Source organism: Nocardiopsis prasina DSM 43845, from assembly GCF_000341265.1.
GTDB lineage: Bacteria > Actinomycetota > Actinomycetes > Streptosporangiales > Streptosporangiaceae > Nocardiopsis > Nocardiopsis prasina.
Window position 1 is genome coordinate 20,951 of sequence record NZ_ANAE01000205.1, and the last position, 18,368, is coordinate 39,318.

The following is an 18,368-nucleotide window of genomic DNA, read 5'->3' on the forward strand; positions in this document are numbered from 1 at the left end:
AGTGACTCAGAAGGCCAACATCCTTCTCGTCGACGACCGAGACGAGAACCTGATCGCTTTGGAGGCGGCCCTCACCTCCCTCGACCAGAACCTGGTCAGGGCCAACTCGGGTGAGGAGGCTCTGAAGCACCTTCTGGGCACCGACTTCGCGGTCATCCTGCTCGACGTGATCATGCCGGGCATGGACGGGTACGAGACCGCCGCGCACATCAAGCAGCGCGAGAAGACCAAGGACGTGCCGATCATCTTCCTGACCGCCCAGGAAGTCGATCGGCACCAGGTCTTCCGCGGCTACTCGTCGCGCGCGGTGGACTTCCTGATCAAGCCGTTCGACCCGTGGGTGCTGCGCTCCAAGGTCGAGGTGTTCGTGGAACTGCACCAGCTCAAGGCGCAGATGCGCGAACAGGCCAGGTCACTCCAGCGGGTACTCAACCAGGAGACCGGGGAACCCGGACGGGTCCTGGCCGAGCAGCTGGCCCAGCGCTCGCGCCAGGTCCAGACCGACCTCGCCTCCCTCCGCGAGCACATCGTCGACAACTACCAGGAGGTCGACCAGCCACTGGTGGACGCCGTCCGACGAGTCGACCGCTCCGCCTCACGGCTGTCCACCCTGGTCGACACGCTGCACGGGCCCGAGTAATTCGGGGCCTTTGCTCGGCGCCTTTGCAGAGGAACCTTCGGCGCCTGCGGTGCGATGGCTCGTTCCTCGCAATCCCACCTTCACCACCTCCGGAACCCTCTCCGGCACCCTCGTCTTCTTGGGGCCTCCGCTTCGCTTCGGCCTGGGTTCGGGGCCTTTGCAGAGGGATTTGGGTTCAAGGCGACACAGCATCCTCGTCTACGCCTGGCTCGTTCCTCGCTGGCGGCTTGACTCGTCTTGCAGAACCCTCTCCGGCACCCTCATCTTCTTTGGGCCTCCGCTTCGCTTTGGCCCGTGTTCGGTGCCTTTGCAGAGGGATTCTTCATCCTCGTCTACGCCTGGCTCGTTCCTCGCTGGCGGCTTGACTCGTCTTGCAGAACCCTCTCCGGCACCGAACGAAAGCGCCCCCCCTTGTGGCTGGGGTGGACGGGCGGGACTCACGCCTGTGGCTGAGCAGCCGGTTCGGTACTTCGCCTGTGGCTGAGGGGCGACCACCTGTGTGGCAACCCTTCGCGACTGAGACATCCGGCCGCGACCATCCGCCTCTGCCACGCGCGGGAGCCGCCTGTTCACCTGAGCCACGGGTGTGAGCCCGGTCAGCGATCCCCAGCCGTAAGGGAGTGCCCTACGAATCACGGCCGCGGTGGGAGGGCCAGGCCGATGTGCTCGCCGATCTCCTCGATCAGGCCGAGATCGGCCAATCGGAAGCTGCCCCGGTTGCTGCGGCGGATCAGGGTGAGTGCGCCGCGCACCCCCCGGCTGCCCCTCAGGGGCACGGACAGCAGCGAACCCGCGCCGAGGACGGACAGGAGAGGGGCGCCGACGCGCGAGCGGCCCAGGACCGTCTCGTCCTCGATCAGGGGGAACAACAGGGACTGGCCCCGGCCCAGCACCTCGCCGGGGATGTCCGAGTCGCCCGGGGTGAGCGAGGCGACCTCCTCAAGCTGCCCCTCGGGGGCGTCGGCGGGGCCGATCACGGTCGCGCGGCGGGCCGCCCTGGGCCCCTCCGGCAGGTCGCAGACGTCGATGATCACCCAGTCCGCGTAGGAGTCGGCCAGGAGGTCGGCCGCGTCGGTCAGGGCCAGGTCCCTCGTCGGGGTGGTGCCGCGCAGCAGCAGCCGGGTCATCCGGGTGAGCACGTCCAGGCGTCGCGCGGCCAACACGACGACCTGGTCCTCCACCTCGGACTCCAGCGGGGCCGGGCCCTCCTCGTCAGCGCCGCTCATGGGCGGCGACATCGCCACCAGCACCAGCGGCTGCGCCTCGGTGGGCAGCTCCAGGCGGGTGAGCGTCAGGTGCACGTCCTCCGCCCAGCCGCGCTGGGCCAGCCGCGACTCCAGGTGCGCCGGGCCGTCCCCGCGCAGGACCGCCGCCAACCACGACTGCATCGCGGCCCGTTTGCGCAGGTCCACGAAGTGCGTGAAGGGTTTTCCGGTGAGGTATCCGGGGGCGCTGCCCAGCTGGGTGGCCCCGGCGCCGTTGATCCTTCGCACGTAGCCGTCGTGGTCGAGCAGGACCACGGGCACGCTGAGTTCGTTGAACACCGCGCGCAGCAGTGCGCGGTCGCCGTCCTCGGCTGGTCTGCGGGGTTCGGGGGGTTCGCTGTGGGCGCGGGCGAGTTCCGATCCGGCGGTCCCGAGCAGGCGCTCGGCGTACTCCAGCTCGGCCAGGGCCGCCTCGGCGGTGCCCTGGGCGTCGTCCGGGTACATGGCGTGCGTATTGCGCAGGGCAACTATCCGCTCACTCAGAGCAGCGATCTCGCGTTGCAGATCGGCGAGGTTCTCCGACACGCTCAGGGTCTCCCGGTCATCGTCGAGGGCGTCCCGCCAGCAACGGGCCTGACAGCGTTGACCCGATCTGACGACCGTCCGGTCGAGGGTCTCCCGAAGGTTACCTTTGGAGCGGTGACCCGGGAATCGTCGGAGGAGGTTCGGACAGTGTGGATCGAACACCTCGCCCGTGACATCGGCGCGTTGGGGCAGGCGGAGCACACCACCCTCGAACGGGCCCTGGACCAGATGAGCAGGGCCGCCGCCCTCGGAGTCCCCGGCTGCTCGGCCGCGCTGGTGGTGGTCTGGCGCGAGGTGGTGGGACAGGACGGCTCCATCCGCCACGTGGTCACCGACTACGGCGCCTCGCACTCCGACCTCGCCGAGGCCCTGGAACACCAGTACACGACCGACCAGGGCCCCACCGTGGAGGCCGTCCGCGAGATGACCCAGGTCCGCGTCGCCGACGTGCTGCGCGAGAGCCGCTGGCCCCGGTACACGAGCATGGCCGTCCAGTGCGGCGACCGCTCCTCCGTCACCCAGCCCAGCCAACTCTCCGGGGACGGCGACGAGGACCGCATCCTCACCTTCGGCGTGCACTCCGGCCGCGCCGACGCCTTCGACGAGGAGGTCGTCACCCAGCTCACGGCGCTGCTGGCCGAACACGCCGCGATGGCCCTGAACACCGCCGACCGCCAGGCCGACGCCGCCCGCGAGTCCGCCCACATGCGCCGCGCGATGTCCGCGCGCACGGTGATCGACCAGGCCAAGGGCATCATCATGCATGCCCGGGGCTGTGACGCCGACACCGCCTTCGCCGCACTGCGGGAGGTGGCGCAGCGTAACCGGAAGAAGGTCGTGGACGTGGCTCGGGACCTGGTCGCGGAGAACACCGGGCCGCAGCGGTCGCGCCGTCCGAGGCCAGACGGGCGCTGAGACGGCGGCTTCGCCTACGGGTCGAGGTCACTCCGAGTCCAGAGCGTGACCGTGAGCCGTCATGATGAGGGTTCGGGGCCGTCGCGGTACGCGGTGGCGGTCGGTCCGCCCGGGGGAGCGTCGAGCTCGGCCCGGTGCACGCGAACGACAAGGAGAACCGAGCGTGACGTCAGACATCTCGATCCGCCGCGAGGATGGCGTCGTCATCGTGACACCCGTGGGGGAGATGGACGCCGTCACCTCACCCGCCCTCGCGGAGGCCCTCGACGAGGTGCTGTCCGCACCCCTGCCCGTCGGGGTGGTGGTCGACCTCGCCAAGGTGGGCTTCTGCGATTCCCGCTGCATCGGGGTGCTCGTCTCGGCCTTCCGGCAGGCCCGCGACCTCGGCCTGGGCCTCGTCGTCACCGAACCGCAGCAGCAGGTGAACCGCCTGTTCGTGATAGCGGGCATCGACCAGGTCATCCCGATCGACGCGAGCACGGACAACGCCGTGGACACGCTCAAGGGATGAGCTCGACGCCCCGGCCGCCGCACCCCGCACGGGCACCGGCCGAACCGCCCTGCTGGCCGACAGGAGTCTGGTCGACGAAGTGCAGCCGGGTCAGCGACCCCTCACCGCTGCCGCAGATCTCCAGGAAGTCACAGGTCTGCCGGGTGATCCACAGCCCGTAGCCGCGTGAGCGGAGCGTGTCGGCCGGCCGGTAGCCCGCCAGCGGATCAGTGAGGTCGCCGTGTTCGTCGAGCACGTCGCACACCCACCGGTCCCGCGCACGCCACAGGTGGACGCTGCCCTTGCCCGCGCCGTGTTCGAGCACGTTCGCCGCGAGTTCGTTCACCGCCACGACCATGCTGTCCACCCGCTCCGGGGGCAGGCCGACCGCGCCCGCCAGCGCCGTGAGCTCCTCGCGCAGCCGGGGGAGCGACTGCCCGATCTCCAACCGGTGCACCGGCCCCCGTACGGCGAGCGGCTCCGGCGCCAGGGGGCGGCGGCCGAAGGCCTCGGTCCCCAGGTAGGCCGGGTTGGGTCGCGGACCCGCCTCGCCCACCAGCGTCGGGTGGGTGGCCCGGATCGCGGCGCGCACGCCTGGCCCCAGGAGGCGCTCGTCGTGCACGCACAGCATGCGCATGCGCATCGGTGCCAACGCGGTGCTCAACACCGACTCCAGCCGGTGCCACTCGCGCAGCTCCATCGTCGGCCCGTGTGCCAGCGACGCCAGGGGCGGCTCGGCCACCACGCTCACCGGCCCCGGCCCGTGGAGCAGGGCCAGCCGGTGCAGGGCGGCCAGAGTGCGCCCAGGGGCCTCGTAGAGGTCGTCCCTCCCGACGACGTTCACCCTGTCACGCTCGTGCCGGTCCAGTCCGTTCAGGAGCGGTCCGGGGTCGGCGACGGAGAGCACGACGTGGGCGTCGGCGCGGACGGCGGACCGCAGCCGCTCCAACGCCACATCGTGGAACCGTCTCTCACGGCGGAACAGGAGTCCCTGGTGTTCGAACGTCATCGGTGTGGGCGGACCGTTCAGTTGGCGGAACCGGACAGGAGGAGGTCCGCCTCATCCTCCTCGATCTCGTCGCGCGCGGCCAGATGCGGACGCGAACGTTCGTAGGCGAGCTCGGTCTCGATGGCGATGCGCTGCCACGTGAACCGGGAGCGGGCCCGGTCCACGGCGGCGATCCCGTAGGCGGTGCTCATCGTCGGGGTACCCAGGACGGCGCGAACCGAACGGGCCACCTCGTCGGGACGGCCGAAACGCATCAGGACGCCGCTGGTGCGGTGCAGGACGGCGCCGGGGACAGCGCCGGTGGCGGTGGCCACCACGGGCAGCCCGCAGGCCATGGCCTCCAGGACCGCGCCGCCGTAGGGGTCGTAGGAGGCCGCGGAGACGAAGACGTCGGCCGAACGCAGCAGGCGCGGGAGCTCCTTGCGCTCCACCGGGCCGGTCAGGTGCACGCGGTCGTCCACGCCCAGTTCCTTGGAGAGCAGCTCGATGCTCCGGGCGTTCTCGTCCAGGGCCACCTCGCGGTCCTCGGCCGTGGACACCAGCACCAGCTCGGCCTCGGGCAGACGCACCATCGCCTCCACCAGGCGGCGGGCGCCGCCCGCCTCGGTCAGGGGGGTGACGGAGACCAGCCGGGCGCGCTCCTCGCGGCGGGAGTGCCACGGCTCGGTCGAGGCGCTGCCCTCCACGCTGAAGTGGTCCGGGTCCACGCCGAACGGCACGACGCTCACGTGGTGGCGCGGCACGCGCAGGCGGGCCAGCTCCCCCTGCTGGTCGGTGGAGTTGACCAGGACGTGGTCGGCGCGGGAGGCGAGGATCGTCTCCATACGGGCGCGGTCGGGACGCTCGGGCAGGCCGGAGCGCTGCTCGCTGGCGTTGAGCGAGTGGAAGGTCTGGACGATCGGGGTCCCGCTCTGGTCCTTCTCGCTGTGCGCCTGGGCGTGCAGGGCCGCCAGCCCGCTGGTCCAGCCGATGGCGTGCAGGACGTCGGGCACGTCCTCGTCCAGGACGGCGGCGAGCGCGGTCCCGAAGGCCCCGGTGTGCTCGGCGTGCTCCTCCTCGGCGAGCGGGCGGGCCGGCCCGGCGTCCAGGTAGGCGACGGAGACGCCGCGCGCCATGCGGGTGCGGCCGTCGGGCTGGGCGGGGTCGCTGCGGCGGACGTAGACGGTCACCCGGTGCCCGCGCTTGGCGAGCTGGCGGGACAGGGCACACACGTGCAGGCTCGCGGGGCAGGCCGGCTCGCCCCGGTGGGCGGGGAGGGGGTTGGCGTGTTCGGCGACCATGGCGATCTTCACTGGGCTTCGGACTCCTTGGACACCGCCGTGGTGTCCGTCGTGGATGGGTGGCCCGGCGGGACTCCGGAGCGGGGAGTCGGAATCCTGCCGGGCGGGACTTGCGCGGTGGTCCCGCACCGGCGGCCGCAGTGGCGCCGGGCCGCTCGAGCACGGGAGCGGAGGGACCGGGGGGAGCGGGGCGGACGGGTTCAGGGAGACGCGCGTCCGGGACCTGGGTCCGGTGGAGGGGGATGGCGGGCAGCGCTGAGGACCGCGCGCACGCGGTGCGCACGGACGGTGGAGACCGGAGAGGAGAGAGGAAGGGAAGGACGCATGAGACCACACCAAACGACCGTCGAAAGGGAGTTCGAGCCACCGGGGCGCCTGAGGAAGTCAGGGCGCCGCACAGGGCGGTCGTGTGTGTCTGCGTCTTAGACACCCAACGGGACCATTCTGCCAGACCCTCAGGGAACCGACAACGTGGCATCGATCCCCTTCAGAGCGCCGCGGGGGCGGGCGGGCCCCGGCCCGGCCCCTCCGGGCGGGTGCGGCGCGGGGCCTCTGGTCTGCGGGTTGACCGAACCTGCCGGTGGGCACTGTCGGGCGGTCCCCGGCACCGCTACTGTCGGACCCGAACCGAACGACGGCACCACACACGTCCCAGGATCAACCGCGACAACACTTTTGGCGGCGAAAACCGGTGCGGGAACTGCATATCCGGGTGTTTTCCGCCATGATGTACGCGGATTTTGACCGACTCCGGCGGTGGCTCGGTACGGTTACTGAATCCAGACGATGTACGGGACTCGACCAAGGCCCGGCGCCAGACGCCGGGCAACCGGCCACGGCCGATGAAACGGGAGGAAGGGCGTATGGGTGTCGCTGGTGGGGAAGTCATTGTCACGGCCCTCACGCACCGGGGCGCTATTCGCCCCGCCAACGAGGACTCCGTGGTCATGGGTGCTCTCACCGTCGCCAGCGCGAACATGACCTCCCCGGTCCGCTGCGTGCTGCCGGTGAGCGAACCGGTCATCCTCGCGGTCGCGGACGGGATCGGCGGCCAGGCCGCCGGTGAGATCGCCTCCGAACACGCGGTGCACCGCATGGCCGAGATGGGGCCGCGCCTGAACGGCCCCGAGGAGATCGCCCAGCTCCTCACCAACATCGACGAGGAGATCAAGGACCACGCGCTCCAACACACCGAGTTCTCCGGCATGGGGACCACGGTCGCGGGCGTGCTGCTCAACAGCGACGGCAACTTCTGGTTCAACGTGGGCGACTCCCGCACCTACCGCCTCGAGGGCCGCCACCTGCGCCAGCTCTCCGAGGACGACTCCCCGGCCCTGCCCCCCTCCGAGGACGGCCGCCCCGTCACCACCAACTTCATCACCCAGTCCCTGGGCGGCAGCTCCGGCGGTTCGATGGTTCCCCACGTGGGACGGGACGACGCCGCGGACCCCAGCGCCTGGCTCATGTGCAGCGACGGCCTGTCGGATCTGGTGCTGCCCGAGGAGATGGAGCGGATGATCGCGGAGGCCGGCAGCGACGAGGCCGCCGTACACGCCCTCTGGCAGGCCGCCATGGAAGCCGGCGGCAAGGACAACATCAGCATCCTGCTGGCCCGCAGAAGGTAGCCGGCGGTCGCACACGGAAGGGGCCCGCACGCGTCGTCGTGCGGGCCCCTCCGTCGTGCGGTGCTACTTCTGGGAGCCCTCACCGGAGCCGGGGCGGTTGCGCGAACGCACCACCACGAGCACGACCGCGCCGATCGCGGCGACGGCCACGACGACACCGACCAGGACCATCAGCGGGGAGGTCCCGCCCTCCTCGGCGGCGGTCTCCTCGGCCGCGGGTGCCTCGGTGACGGTCTCCTCGGGGGCCTCCTCCTCGGGCTCCTCCGGGGCGGCGGCCGCGACGGCCTCCTCGGACAGCGAGAAGCTCAGGGTGTCCTGGATGGGGTGACCGTCCGAGGAGACCACCCGGTACGAGATGCCGTACTCGCCCTCTTCGGTGGGCGGCGTGAGGGCGACGGACACGTCGGTGCCGTCGAAGGTCAGCTCGCCCTCCTGGATCTCCGCGCCCTCGGGGCTGGTCACGACGATGGCGCTGCCACTGCCGCCGGCCATCGGGGCGTTGTTGAAGGTCAGCGTGACCTCCTCGGGGACGGTGTCCAGGGTGACGCCGTCCTCCGGGTCGGAGGCGATCAGCACGTCGTGGGCGAAGGCGGGGGCGGGGGCCAGCAGCAGCGCGGCGGCGAAGGGGGCGACCAGGGCCGCGGTACGGATTCTTCTCATGATCTTCTCTCAGGCCGTTCGGGTGCGGTTCGCGCCCGGCGGGCACGGGTCGGGGACCGGTGCTCGTCCGGGGCTCTTCTGGGGGACCGCCTCGACCGCCGGAGCCTGGGGCTACGGGGCCGTGCGGAACGCGGGCGAACCGGGAGGCCCGCGGGGACCGTGCGTCGACGGCTCTGGGGAAGGCGGCGCGAGGGCCGGGGGCGCGACGAACGCGACCCCGGACTCCACGGGTGTGAGGTCGGGCAGGCGCGGCGGCCGCGGGAGGGCCCGGGAGACGGCGGAGGCGAGGAACCAGAGCGCGGACTCGCCGTGGGACAGCAGCGCGGAGGCGAGCAGGGCCGCCCACAGGTGGGCGAACAGCATCCCCGGCGCCAGTCCGAGGGCGGCGGAGCCGTGCCCGGCGTGCTCGACCTGGACGGTCCCGGGTCCTGACAGCTGGAGGATCAGGTGCAGGGCGACCTGTGCGAGGGCCATCACGGCGAAGATGTCGCCGAAGCCCCGCATGATCCCGGTGAACCGCCAGAGGAGACCGAACAGGAACGCCGTGGCCAGGAGGAACCCCCAGGCCCCGGCGGGGCTGTCGGCCCCGACGTTGTGGCCCACCCAGGCAATGCCCGTGCACGCACCGGCGAGGAGCGCCGTGCGTGTGAGGCGGAGCGTGCCGTGAGCGGGTCGCACGATAGTGAACCTAGGCCGTGCCACAGGGGCCCGCAAGGCCTCCGGACGTGAGAACGCGCTCGAACGTCTCGGAGCGGGGCCCGGTGGCAGAAGTGAGCCGCCGGACGCGAACCCTCGCGTCCGGCGGCTCCACCTCGCCTAACCCGCCGGGACCAGCTCGCGACGCATGTAGCGACGCTGCTCGGGGGTGGTGCCACCCCAGACTCCGTGAGCCTCCCCGGCGCGCAGTGCCCACCGCAGACATTCCGGGCGAACAGTACAGCTGCGGCAGACGTCCAGGGCCTGCTCCGTGTCGGTGCGGCCGATCCCGGTGCTGCTCACCGGGAAGAAGATCTCGGGGTCGTACGAGCGGCAGTTCCCCTGCTCGACCCAGTCCTCGCTGTCGTGGTACAGGCGGTTCACGGACGCCTCCGATCCCTGGTCAGTGGTCCTCGCCGTGTTCCCACGGCGGGGGCGACGAAGTTCGAGTCCGCACTGCCGTCCCGGGGGTGCCGGACCCGCATGGGCTGCGGCGAAGCGGTGCGACTAATTGTAGTACTACATGAGGTCGTACTACACAGAGTCTGATGGAAAGTCGGAGATTCATCAAGGACGTACGACGGTGGTCCCGGTCTCCACCGGTCGGTCGGGGTCGGGCGGAAGGGCGGTTCGCGGGGGTTCGTCCGACGTCTGGAAACCGAAGGAAATTCCTGCGTACAAGTGGTTCCGACGGGTGTCACGCGTAACGTGTGACGTGCGTGGCGCGTCACCCAGGGCGATATGTCGCGAGCTTTCCACCGAATTGATGTGACTTAACGCACGCTTAATATTCGTCGTGGAGGCTCTATGTTTGACCCTGACGGTTGCCGACCACCCGCCCGCGAGTCACCTCCCACCTCGCGCGACGCCGGTCCGCCCTGGGGGCCGAAGCCCCTGATAGACAGGGCGTGGACGGGCGGCTCGGCCGCTACCCAGCGTCACCTGGGAGCCCCGTCCAAGGCGGAATCAAGCTGCTAAATAAACGAGCCCTACCCATTGGTAAGCCTCCCAAACATCTGCGCGGAATCTCGCCGAAACTCCTTTGACCTTCTTTCGCTAAGTTCGATCGACGTGCCACATCAACGAACGAACCTCCAAGCACGCGACCGAATCGAAGGTGGGGCTGTGAGCTCCGAGACCACGGAGGCCGCGGGCCGTGAGGACGTGCGCCTCTCGCACCCCTCTCCGGAGGACGGGCCGCACATGTGGCGGTTGGCCGGCGACACGGGGATGGACGTGAACTCCCCGTACGCCTACACGCTCTGGTGCCGGGACTTCGCCACGACCAGCGTCGTGGCACGGGACGCCGACGGCCGGATGGCGGCCTACGTCACCGGCTACGTCCGTCCCGACAGCCCGGACACGTACTTCCTCTGGCAGGTGGCCGTCGGCTCCGAGTACCGGGGTCAGCGGCTGGCCCGCCGGATGCTCGACTTCATCGGCGAACGCCTCGCCGAACAGGGCCTGCGCTACCTCGAAGCGACCGTCACCCCCGACAACGAGGCCTCACGGGCGCTCTTCTCCTCGTTCGCGCGGAGCCTGGGTGCCGAGGCCGTGTGGAGCCCGCTCTTCGGCTCGGAGCACTTCCCGAAGGACGGCGAAGGGCCCCACGACCCCGAGGATCTCGTGCGCATCGGGCCCATCGGCGCGCACTCCGACACCGACGACTGACCGTCCGTCCCGGATCGACCCCGATCCCGACCCGCCCTCGTCCCAAGCCCTGAGCCCACGAAGTTGGGGAAAGGAACCAAGGAACATCACGATGGAGACCTTCCAGCGCCTCGAGTCCGAAGTCCGCGGATACTGCCGGAACTGGCCTGTCGTCTTCGACAAGGCGGTCGGCAGCCACGTCCACGACGAGACCGGCCGCCCGTACCTGGACTTCTTCGCCGGGGCCGGATCGCTCAACTACGGGCACAACAACCCCGAGTTGAAGACCTCGCTCATCGAGTACCTGACCGACGACCGGATCGTCCACAGCCTCGACGCCTACAGCGTGGCCAAACGCGAGTTCCTGAAGACCTTCGAGGACGTCATCCTCAAACCCCGGAACCTGGACTACAAGGTCCAGTTCCCCGGCCCGGCGGGAAACAACGCGGTCGAGGCCGCGCTCAAGCTGGCCCGTAAGTACACCGGTCGCCAGACGATCATCAACTTCACCAACGGCTTCCACGGCATGACCCTGGGCGCCCTCGCTGTCACCGGTAACTCCATGAAGCGCGGCGGCGCCGGCGTGCCGCTCGACCACGTGGCCACCATGCCGTTCGACAACTACCTCGACGGGAAGACCCCGGACTTCCTGTGGCTGCGCACCCTCCTGGAGGACAGCGGAAGCGGTCTGGACGCCCCGGCGGCCGTGATCGTCGAGGCCATCCAGGGTGAGGGCGGCATCAACGTGGCCAGTGCCCCCTGGCTGCGGGGCCTGTCCGAGCTCTGCCAGGAGTACGGCATCCTGCTGATCCTGGACGACATCCAGATGGGCTGCGGCCGTACCGGCAAGTTCTTCAGCTTCGAAGAGGCCGGCATCACCCCGGACATCGTCACCCTGTCCAAGTCCATCAGCGGTTACGGCCTCCCGATGGCGCTCACGCTGTTCAAGCGCGAGCTGGACGTCTGGGAGCCGGGCGAGCACAACGGCACCTTCCGCGGCTTCAACCCGGCCATGGTCACCGGTACCGAGGCGCTGCGCCGCTTCTGGTCCGACGACACCTTCGCCCAGGCCACCCTCGCCAAGGGCGAGCTGGTCGAGGCGCGCCTCGCCGAGATGGCGGAGGAGCACTCCGACTTCGGAGCCCACGTGCGCGGTCGCGGCCTGGCCCGCGGTCTGGCCTTCGACGCCGAGGGCGGCATCGCCAAGAAGGTCGCCGCCGGGTGCTTCGACCGCGGTCTGCTCCTGGAGACCTCCGGCCCCGAGGACGAGGTCGCCAAGCTGCTCCCGCCGCTCACCACGACGGAGGAGGAGCTGACCGCGGGGCTGGACATCATGGCCGACGCCGTCCGCGAGGCGGTCAAGGTCCCCCAGACCGCCTAGTACGCGACACGCCGGTGCCGTTTCGGACCGGCGTGCCCACCGAATCCGGCGCGGGGCCGGCCAGTACCTCTACCCGGGGTGACGGTCGGCCCCGTACCGTGTACCACCAGCGCACACAGCGCGCATCAGAGCGTGAAGGAGACACAAGTGATCGTTCGCAGTATGGACGAGGTCAACGACACCGACGCTGACATCAAGACCGAGAACTGGCGCAGTCGTCGGATCGTCCTGGCCAAGGAGAAGGTCGGCTTCTCCTTCCACGAGACCGTCCTTTACGCGGGCACCGAGTCGACGTTCTGGTACGCCAACCACATCGAGCTCGTGCACTGCATCGAGGGCGAGGCCGAGCTGACCAACGAGGAGACGGGGGAGAAGCACATCATCACCCCGGGCACCCTCTACCTGCTCAACGGCCACGAGAAGCACACGGTCCGCCCGAAGACCGACTTCCGCGTGCTGTGCGTCTTCAACCCGCCGGTCACCGGCCGCGAGGTCCACGACGAGAACGGCGTCTACCCGCTGGTCGTCGAGGAGGACGTCAACGCCTAGTCCCACAGGGAAGCGTTGAGCCAACGCGGGGCGGGGTCCGGTGGTCCGGACCCCGCTCTCGTGTTTTCAGGGGTAGGAACCCCTCGGTAACGGGCATAAGAACCCATAGTCACGAACCACAGGTGGCCAGCTCGGAGGGAGTACGTCGTCGGGTCACCCGACGAACAGGGACTCATAACCAGTGCATAACGGACCAATCGGGTTCAGTTACTGCATCTCGGGCTCGGGGAGGGAGACCCCGTACCAGCGCCGTCGTCCCGAGCACCCGGGCAACGGTCACGACCGCGGCCACCGAGCCGCGGACCCCGCCCACTTGAGGCGATCCAGCATCCGAACGCGTGAGGCCTCGCCCCGTCCTTCGGGCGAAGGCTCCGCACCCGCGAGTTTTCGAGGAGCAGTCGTGAAGAATCAGGTACCAGCGCGTCGGCGGGGAACCTGGGGACGTCGAGACGCGTTCCGCCTGGCCGGAGCCGGTGTCGCGGTGGCCGCCCTGGCTCCCTCGCTCGCGTCGTGCTCCAGGGTCAGCAGCGGTGCGTCCCTGGCCGACCTGCGCGAGCAGGGGTTCGTCCGGGTCGGCCTCGCCAACGAGATCCCCTTCGGGTTCGTTGACGGCTCCGGTGAGGCCGCGGGTCAGTCGCCCGCCGTCGCCAAGGCCGTCTTCGAGGAACTGGGGATCCCGGAGATCGTCGCCACCTCCACCAGCTGGGACGGCCTGATCCCGGGCCTCCAGAACGACCAGTTCGACGTCCTCGCCGCCGGTGTGTTCATCACCCCGGACCGGTGTCAGGAGGTCGCCTTCAGCGAGCCGACCGCCACCGCCCCCGAGGCCTTCATGGTCGCCAAGGGCAACCCCAAGGGCATCCAGCACTTCGAGGACATCGCCGCGGACCCGGACATCAGGCTGGCCGTGCTGAACGCCTCCGTGGAACAGAACTACGCCGAGTACTTCGGCGTCCCCGAGGGCCAGATGGAACTCATCCCGGACCAGACGACCGGCTTCGAGATGCTGGAGAACGGCCGCGTCGACGCCATCTCCATGCTGAAGGTCTCGCACGAGTACCTGCTGATGGAGCGCGGCGGTGACTTCGACGTCACCGAACCGTTCTACCCGGTCATGGACGGCAAGGAGGAGAAGGGCTGGGGCGGCCTCTGTCTGCGCCAGGGTGACGACGAGATGCTCGACGAGGTGAACCGGGTCATCGCCGAGTTCACCGAGAGCGGCCGCCTCCTCGAGCTCGGCGAGGAGTGGGGATTCACTGAGGACGACCTGCCCGACGGCACGAGCACCGCCGAGCTCTGCGAGGGCTGATCCAGCGTGGAGTTCCTGCAAGCACAGCTACCCCGCTACCTCGACGGTGCCTGGATCACACTCCAGCTCACCTTCGGGGGGGCCGTTCTGGCCTTCGTCTTAGCCATGGTCTTCGGGATCATGGGCACCGTACGGTCCTGGCTCCTGCGCGCGATCACCACTGTCTACGTGGAGGTCTTCCGGGGGATCGCCGCTCTCGTGGTGATGTTCTGGTTCGTCTTCGCGGTCCCTGACATGACCGGTTTCGAGCTGGAGCCGATGTTCGCCGCGATCCTCGCGCTCGGCCTGAACGTCGGTGCCTACGGCGCCGAGGTCGTGCGAGCCGCGCTCAACGCGGTGCCCAGGGCCCAGGTCGAGGCCACCGTCGCGCTGAACCTCTCCTGGTTCCAGCGCATGCGCCTGGTTGTCGTGCCACAGGCGTGGGCGCAGATGCTGCCCACGTTCGGCAACCTGATCATCGAGCTGATGAAGGCGACCGCCGTGGTGTACATGGTCGGCATCCTCGACCTCACCGCCGTCGCCCGTGAGGTGCGCAGCGGTACGGGCGAGACGTTGGCCGCGTTCGCGATCGCGTTCGTCATCTACTACCTGATCGCGCAGGTGCTGATCTTCGGTATGCGACTGCTCGAGCGCCGCGCCAACCAGAAGCTGGGCCGTACCCCGCCGTCCGGCGGCGGGATCATGAGCCTGCTCCGGCCCCCGTCGGTCGGTACCCAGGTGGGGGTGGCCAAGTAATGAACAACGATTCCACGCCCATGATCTGGGACTTCGCCTTCACCTTCGAGGTCATGCCGAGCCTGCTCCAGGGCCTGCTGGTGACGATCCAGCTCACGCTGATCGGCTACAGCATCGCCCTGACCCTGGGCCTGCTGATCGCGGTCGTGCGACGGGTCCCGTACGTCGGTCCCGTCGTGCACTTCGTCATGGAGTTCATCCGGACCACACCGCTGATCATCCAGCTGGTGTTCGTCTTCTTCCTGCTGCCGGCGAGCTACGCACTGCCGGTGTTCGGCCCGGTCCCCATCACCGCGTTCACCGTCGGTGTGGTGGTCCTCGGCATCCACTACGCGGCCTACACCGCCGAGGTGTACCGCTCGGGTATCGAGGGCGTGGCCAAGGGCCAGTGGGAGGCGGCCCGGGCCCTGAGCCTGCCGACGACACGGACCTGGGGAGCGGTCGTACTGCCCCAGGCGATCCGCAAGGTCATCCCCGCTCTGGGCAACTACCTGATCTCCATGTTCAAGGACACGCCGCTGCTCTTCGCCATCGGTGTGGCGGAGCTGCTGACCAGGGCCCAGCGGGTCGGCAGCGAGAGTTTCCGGATGATGGAGGCCATCACGCTGGTCGGGCTCCTCTTCCTCCTGGTGAGCATCCCGTCCGCGATTGTGATTCGACGACTGGAGAAGCGATATGCCGCCGTCTGATACCCCTGAGAACACGACGGCACCGGGTGTCGGGGACGGCGTCGCCGACGGCCCGCTGATCGTGTTCGACCAGGTGGTGAAGCGCTTCGGCGACCTCACCGTCCTGGACCACCTCGACTTCGACGTGGCCGCCGGCGAGCGCGTCACCCTGATCGGGCCGAGCGGCTCCGGCAAGACCACCATCCTGCGCCTGCTCATGACGCTGGAGAAGGTCACCGAGGGCCGCATCAACATCGGCGGGGAGCCGTTCAGCCACATGCCGAAGGGCAGCGGCCTGGCCCCGGCCAGCGAGAGCTACCTGCGGCGCCGCCGCAAGAGCATCGGCATGGTGTTCCAGCAGTTCAACCTGTTCCCGAACATGACGGTGCGCAGGAACATCATGGAGGCGCCGGTCAACGTCCTCGGCCTGTCCAAGGACGAGGCCAGCGCCCGCGCCGAGGAACTGCTGGACCTGGTGGGTCTGGGCGACAAGATCGACGCCCACCCGACCCAGCTGTCCGGCGGTCAGCAGCAGCGCGTGGCGATCGCCCGCGCCCTGGCGATGCGGCCGGAGATCCTCCTGCTGGACGAGGTCACCTCGGCCCTGGACCCGGAGTTGGTGGCGGGCGTGCTGGACGTGCTGCGCGAGGTGGCCGAGACCACCGACATCACGATGCTGTGCGTGACCCACGAGATGGGCTTCGCGCGGGACGTGTCCCACCGGGTCATGATGTTCGACGAGGGCCGCATCGCCGAGGAGGGCCACCCGGACCAGATCTTCGGGGACCCCCAGGAGGAGCGGACCAAGACCTTCCTGAAGTCGGTCCTGGAGAACGGGCACTAGATCCCGGCTCCCGGAGACGGGGCCCGCCCGGGCGTCGCGGCACACGACCGCGACGGTCCGGGCGGGCCCCGCCCCGTGTCACCTCCTGTGCGACCTATTCGGCGACCAGGACGAAGAAGAGGAAACCGAGGAACCGGGTGCGCTCGCGGAGCCGCTCGGGCAGCAGGTGCCGGGGGGTGTCCGGCGAGAAGGACGGTTCGTCGATGTCCGCGACGCGGAAACCGGCCCCGGTGAAGTCCCGGACCATCGCGTGCAGCGGGCGGTGCCAGACGTTCAGGACCGCCCTCTTGCCCTGGAACTCCACCTCCACCGGCCAGGGAGAGACCTCGAAGTAGTCGGTGTCCGGCTCCAGCAGCACGTGGGCGGCCGGATGGTCCACGGAGACCAGGAGGCGGCCGCCCGGCCTCAGGACCCGGCGCAGCTCCCGGAGCGGCCCCTCCCACTCCCTGAGGTAGTGCAACGACAGTGAGGAGACGACGTCGTCGAACCCGCCGTCGGGGAACGGGAGGGGCTCCGCGAGGTCGAGCACGCGCAGGTCGGCGTCGTCGCCGAGACGCTTCCTGGCCAGCCTCACCATCTCCGTGCTGGAGTCGAACCCGGTCACCTCGGCGCCCCGGTTCCGCAGTTCCAGGGAGAGGGGACCGGAGCCGCAGCCGGCGTCCAGGACGCGGCGGCCGCCGACGTCACCGGCGAGGTTCAGCATGGCGGGGCGCTCGTAGTGACCGTTCATGAGGTTGGCGTCGTTGTCGGCCGAGTACGCCTCGGCGAAGTCGTCGTAGTCGCTTGTGGTCACGTTGGTCTCGACTCCTGGTTCGGGGGGTGGTCGGGTCCGACGGTAACCGGCCGGGACCTCCCTGGGGGCGCCGTCCTCCGCCTGGGGACCACCTCGCCGGATTCCGGTCGTGGGGGACGCTCTCCGGGCGTGTCGGGACCCTGGTGACAACGGGGTAACGACATACCGTAGTCATTAAGTCGCTTTTAGTTTTCCCTGGTGCAGAATGTGTGTTCTGAGACAGGGGGGACACTTGTGACCATGGTGCGAAGATGGGGGCTCGCCTGGGCCGTCGCCCTCGCCGCCGTCCTGATCATCGGGCCGGCGCTCATCCGGCCGGGGATGCGGGATGACGTCCTCGGTGAGTCGTCCGTGCTGTACCTGGTTTCCTGGATGCCGATGTTGATCGGCATCGTCATGGCCTGGGGACTCGTCCGGGCGTTCGGGCGACGTGACGAGCTGGACCGACGGATCGCCAGCGCCATGGACGGCCACCCCGTCCTACGCGAACTCGGCTGGATGGTGCTCCTGATCGCCGGGTTCATCCTCTCGATGGTCGTGCTGTCGTGGATCTTCACCGTCTACGGGGAGGAGACCGGTGTCTCGCCGGACCTCGCGATGTCCGTGGCACTGGTCTCGCGCCTGCTGTTCCTGTTCGCCATCCCCCTGCTGATCCTGGACCGCTCGGGCCTGACCGTCGACGGCAAGGGCACCGCCATGCCCTCGATCGCCCTGAAGGTGGGGGAGCCCTGGCGCTGGCTCGGGGTGGTGCCCGTGTTCGTCACGGTGGTCCTGATGGGCTTCCTGATCACGCCGCACATCGGGCTCCCCGAGCCCTCACTCACGCTGTACGCCATGCTGGTCGCCTTCATGGTGATCGCCACCTGCGAGGAGATCTTCTTCCGGGGGATGATGCAGACCCGGCTGGAACTGCTCCTGGGGCGCTGGGGCGGCATCGTGCTGACCTCGGTGGTGTTCGCGATGACCTACGCGTTCATCCAGCCCTACGACGCCGTCTCGCAGTTGCCCGGCATCGACTTCGTGCACGACACCGGCATGGCCCTGCTCACCTACGGCGCCGCGGGCCTGTTCTACGGCTACCTGTGGGCGTGCTTCCGCAACACCTGGATCAACGTCCTCATGCGCGTGGCAATGTTCCTGCTCATCCTGCCGCCCGACCTCCAGATCGGCATCAGCCGGTAGCTCCGCCGCCCGCGAGTCCACGCGTCCCACCAGGTCAGGTGGGGCGCGTGATCGTGTCATGAGGAAAAACCTGCCCGGTGTCCAGGGACACGAGTGGCGATATGGGTACAGATCCTCCACAGCAGTCGCGTTGCGGTCATTTTCCCCTCACG

At 69.4% G+C, this 18,368-nt stretch carries 19 protein-coding genes; 12 read left to right on the forward strand and 7 right to left on the reverse strand.

What is annotated here, in order from left to right:
* The first annotated feature begins 1 nt into the window (after window position 1).
* Window positions 2–640 carry a response regulator gene (locus tag D452_RS0124940; protein WP_017546857.1) on the forward strand — a complete coding sequence of 213 codons (639 nt, stop codon included), beginning with the start codon at window positions 2–4 and terminating at the stop codon, window positions 638–640.
* A 632-nt stretch (window positions 641–1,272) separates the two neighbouring features.
* Here D452_RS0124940 and D452_RS0124945 read toward each other — a convergent pair.
* Entirely contained in the window at window positions 1,273–2,430 is a 1,158-nt protein-coding gene (locus D452_RS0124945) for a PAS domain-containing protein (RefSeq protein ID WP_026129660.1), read from the reverse strand.
* Window positions 2,431–2,577: 147 nt separating this feature from the next.
* Between D452_RS0124945 and D452_RS0124950 the strand changes: the two genes are divergently transcribed.
* Complete coding sequence (locus D452_RS0124950) at window positions 2,578–3,345, forward strand: GAF and ANTAR domain-containing protein (RefSeq protein ID WP_017546859.1); 768 nt, start codon at window positions 2,578–2,580, stop codon at window positions 3,343–3,345.
* A gap of 163 nt (window positions 3,346–3,508) precedes the next feature.
* Complete coding sequence (locus D452_RS0124955) at window positions 3,509–3,856, forward strand: STAS domain-containing protein (protein WP_017546860.1); 348 nt, start codon at window positions 3,509–3,511, stop codon at window positions 3,854–3,856.
* On the opposite strand, the gene D452_RS0124960 is transcribed toward D452_RS0124955, so the two are convergent.
* Together D452_RS0124960 and D452_RS0124965 are read right to left on the reverse strand one after the other, a co-directional pair.
* Window positions 3,846–4,844 carry an anti-sigma factor RsbA family regulatory protein gene (locus D452_RS0124960; protein WP_017546861.1) on the reverse strand — a complete coding sequence of 333 codons (999 nt, stop codon included), beginning with the start codon at window positions 4,842–4,844 and terminating at the stop codon, window positions 3,846–3,848. The two genes, D452_RS0124955 and D452_RS0124960, sit on opposite strands and share 11 nt — an antisense overlap.
* A gap of 17 nt (window positions 4,845–4,861) precedes the next feature.
* On the reverse strand, window positions 4,862–6,136 hold the full coding sequence (locus tag D452_RS0124965) for a glycosyltransferase (RefSeq protein WP_017546862.1): 1,275 nt from the start codon (window positions 6,134–6,136) through the stop codon (window positions 4,862–4,864).
* An 851-nt stretch (window positions 6,137–6,987) separates the two neighbouring features.
* Between D452_RS0124965 and D452_RS0124970 the strand changes: the two genes are divergently transcribed.
* Window positions 6,988–7,749 (forward strand): PP2C family protein-serine/threonine phosphatase, encoded by a 762-nt coding sequence (locus tag D452_RS0124970; RefSeq protein ID WP_017590331.1) that lies wholly within the window; start codon window positions 6,988–6,990, stop codon window positions 7,747–7,749.
* Between the two features lie 63 nt (window positions 7,750–7,812).
* Here D452_RS0124970 and D452_RS0124975 read toward each other — a convergent pair whose 3' ends face one another.
* The 3 genes from D452_RS0124975 to D452_RS0124985 form a co-directional block, all read right to left on the reverse strand.
* The gene (locus D452_RS0124975) at window positions 7,813–8,409 is read right to left on the reverse strand and encodes a copper resistance CopC family protein (protein WP_017546864.1); all 597 of its coding nucleotides are present in this window, start codon (window positions 8,407–8,409) and stop codon (window positions 7,813–7,815) included.
* A gap of 111 nt (window positions 8,410–8,520) precedes the next feature.
* Window positions 8,521–9,087 carry a hypothetical protein gene (locus D452_RS0124980; protein WP_026129661.1) on the reverse strand — a complete coding sequence of 189 codons (567 nt, stop codon included), beginning with the start codon at window positions 9,085–9,087 and terminating at the stop codon, window positions 8,521–8,523.
* Window positions 9,088–9,225: 138 nt separating this feature from the next.
* Window positions 9,226–9,489 (reverse strand): WhiB family transcriptional regulator, encoded by a 264-nt coding sequence (locus D452_RS0124985; RefSeq protein ID WP_017546866.1) that lies wholly within the window; start codon window positions 9,487–9,489, stop codon window positions 9,226–9,228.
* 780 nt (window positions 9,490–10,269) lie between these two features.
* Here D452_RS0124985 and ectA point away from each other — a divergent pair.
* The 7 genes from ectA to ehuA all read left to right on the forward strand — a co-directional run bounded on the left by ectA (window position 10,270) and on the right by ehuA (window position 16,241).
* A complete protein-coding gene (gene ectA, locus D452_RS0124990) occupies window positions 10,270–10,776 on the forward strand; it encodes a diaminobutyrate acetyltransferase (RefSeq protein WP_110052003.1) in 507 nt (168 codons plus the stop codon).
* Window positions 10,777–10,867: 91 nt separating this feature from the next.
* Complete coding sequence (gene ectB, locus D452_RS0124995) at window positions 10,868–12,136, forward strand: diaminobutyrate--2-oxoglutarate transaminase (protein WP_017546868.1); 1,269 nt, start codon at window positions 10,868–10,870, stop codon at window positions 12,134–12,136.
* Between the two features lie 147 nt (window positions 12,137–12,283).
* On the forward strand, window positions 12,284–12,685 hold the full coding sequence (locus D452_RS0125000; protein ID WP_026129663.1) for an ectoine synthase: 402 nt from the start codon (window positions 12,284–12,286) through the stop codon (window positions 12,683–12,685).
* Between the two features lie 460 nt (window positions 12,686–13,145).
* The gene (ehuB, locus tag D452_RS0125005) at window positions 13,146–13,994 is read left to right on the forward strand and encodes an ectoine/hydroxyectoine ABC transporter substrate-binding protein EhuB (RefSeq protein WP_370446549.1); all 849 of its coding nucleotides are present in this window, start codon (window positions 13,146–13,148) and stop codon (window positions 13,992–13,994) included.
* Window positions 13,995–14,000: 6 nt separating this feature from the next.
* Window positions 14,001–14,729, forward strand: coding sequence for an ectoine/hydroxyectoine ABC transporter permease subunit EhuC (gene ehuC / locus D452_RS0125010; protein ID WP_017546871.1), 729 nt, complete (start codon window positions 14,001–14,003; stop codon window positions 14,727–14,729).
* Between the two features lie 20 nt (window positions 14,730–14,749).
* On the forward strand, window positions 14,750–15,418 hold the full coding sequence (gene ehuD, locus D452_RS0125015; RefSeq protein WP_026129664.1) for an ectoine/hydroxyectoine ABC transporter permease subunit EhuD: 669 nt from the start codon (window positions 14,750–14,752) through the stop codon (window positions 15,416–15,418).
* Window positions 15,405–16,241: an ectoine/hydroxyectoine ABC transporter ATP-binding protein EhuA gene (gene ehuA, locus D452_RS0125020; protein WP_017546873.1), complete on the forward strand. Its 837-nt coding sequence runs from the start codon at window positions 15,405–15,407 to the stop codon at window positions 16,239–16,241. The genes ehuD and ehuA overlap by 14 nt, the downstream gene beginning before the upstream one ends.
* Window positions 16,242–16,335: 94 nt before the next feature.
* On the opposite strand, the gene D452_RS0125025 is transcribed toward ehuA, so the two are convergent.
* Complete coding sequence (locus D452_RS0125025) at window positions 16,336–17,034, reverse strand: class I SAM-dependent methyltransferase (RefSeq protein WP_017546874.1); 699 nt, start codon at window positions 17,032–17,034, stop codon at window positions 16,336–16,338.
* A gap of 240 nt (window positions 17,035–17,274) precedes the next feature.
* Between D452_RS0125025 and D452_RS0125030 the strand changes: the two genes are divergently transcribed.
* On the forward strand, window positions 17,275–18,216 hold the full coding sequence (locus tag D452_RS0125030) for a CPBP family intramembrane glutamic endopeptidase (protein ID WP_193374280.1): 942 nt from the start codon (window positions 17,275–17,277) through the stop codon (window positions 18,214–18,216).
* Window positions 18,217–18,368 lie beyond the last annotated feature (152 nt).